The sequence below is a fragment of the Allobosea sp. Tri-44 genome, from assembly GCF_004123845.1.
Lineage (GTDB): Bacteria > Pseudomonadota > Alphaproteobacteria > Rhizobiales > Beijerinckiaceae > Allobosea.
In genome coordinates, this window is sequence record NZ_NBDP01000051.1 from 1 (window position 1) to 1,146 (window position 1,146).

Sequence of the window (1,146 nt, forward strand, 5' to 3'; positions counted from 1 at the left end):
CCTTGTAACTCTGATTTTGCCTCATCTGCTACACTGGCGGGTGCGGTGGCAGGCGGAAGACCGACGACCCTCAGGGACAGCAAGCCCGTGGGTGAGCCAGGGTCTTCGCCTGCCGATCCATCGACCCCGAACAGTCGCTTGGGCCGCTCGAAGCGAAGCCCGCTTGCGCAAGGATGGGACAGGATGGACGCCACCGCCATTGTTGGAATCGATGTGTCGAAGGACCGTCTGGACGTCCATGTCCGGCCGGGCGGAGACGCGTTCTTCGTCAGGCGCGACGGCGACGGGATCGCCGCTTTGATCGAGAGGCTCAGTCCACTCGATCCGGCCGCCATCGCGGTCGAGGCGACAGGCGGGTTCGAGACGGTGGTCGCCGCGGGACTGGTCGGTGCGGGGTTGCCAGTGGTCGTGGTCAATCCAGCGCAGGTGCGCGCCTTCGCCAATGCCTTGGGCAAGCGCGCCAAGGCCGATCCGATCGATGCTGCCGTGATCGCCCATTTCGTCGAGGCGACGAAGCCAGCGATCCGGCCGTTGCCGGATGAAGCGACGCAGCTTCTGGCCGATCTGGTCTCGCGCCGGCGCCAGATCGTGGCGATGATCGGGGCGGAGCGCCAGCGCCAGAAGCGAGCGCCGGCTCGGATCGCCAGGAGCATCGTGCGGCTGGTCAAGGCACTGGAAAAGGAACTCGCCAGCCTCGATGGCGATATTGACGATGCCGTGCGCGGTTCGCCAGCCTGGCGGGACAAGGAGGACCTGCTCGCTTCGGTGCCCGGCATCGGTCGGACCATTGCCCGAACCCTGATCGCCGAACTGCCCGAACTCGGCTCCCTCGGCCGACGCCAGATCGCGGCGCTGGTCGGGCTTGCACCCTGGACGCGCCAGTCCGGGCAGTGGCGCGGCAAGAGCTTGATCGGTGGCGGCAGAGCCGCCGTCCGCGCCGCCCTGTTCATGGGTGCCATGGTCGCTGCCCGTCACAATCCGACCCTCAAAGCTTTCCGCGACAAGCTCGTCGCAGCCGGAAAGCCAAAGCTCGTCGCCATCATCGCGACGGCCCGAAAACTCGTCACGATCCTCAATGCCGTCATCCGGGACCAACAACCATGGCGCGAACAAGACGCTTGACCACCAAGACAGTCGCTCACCCCT

Annotated in this window: 1 protein-coding gene; it reads left to right on the forward strand. The window is 66.3% G+C overall.

Features of this window, described 5'->3' with window-relative positions; all coding sequences use genetic code 11:
• The first annotated feature begins 183 nt into the window (after positions 1-183).
• A complete protein-coding gene (locus B6S44_RS24970; protein WP_129159583.1) occupies positions 184-1,122 on the forward strand; it encodes an IS110 family RNA-guided transposase in 939 nt (312 codons plus the stop codon).
• Positions 1,123-1,146 lie beyond the last annotated feature (24 nt).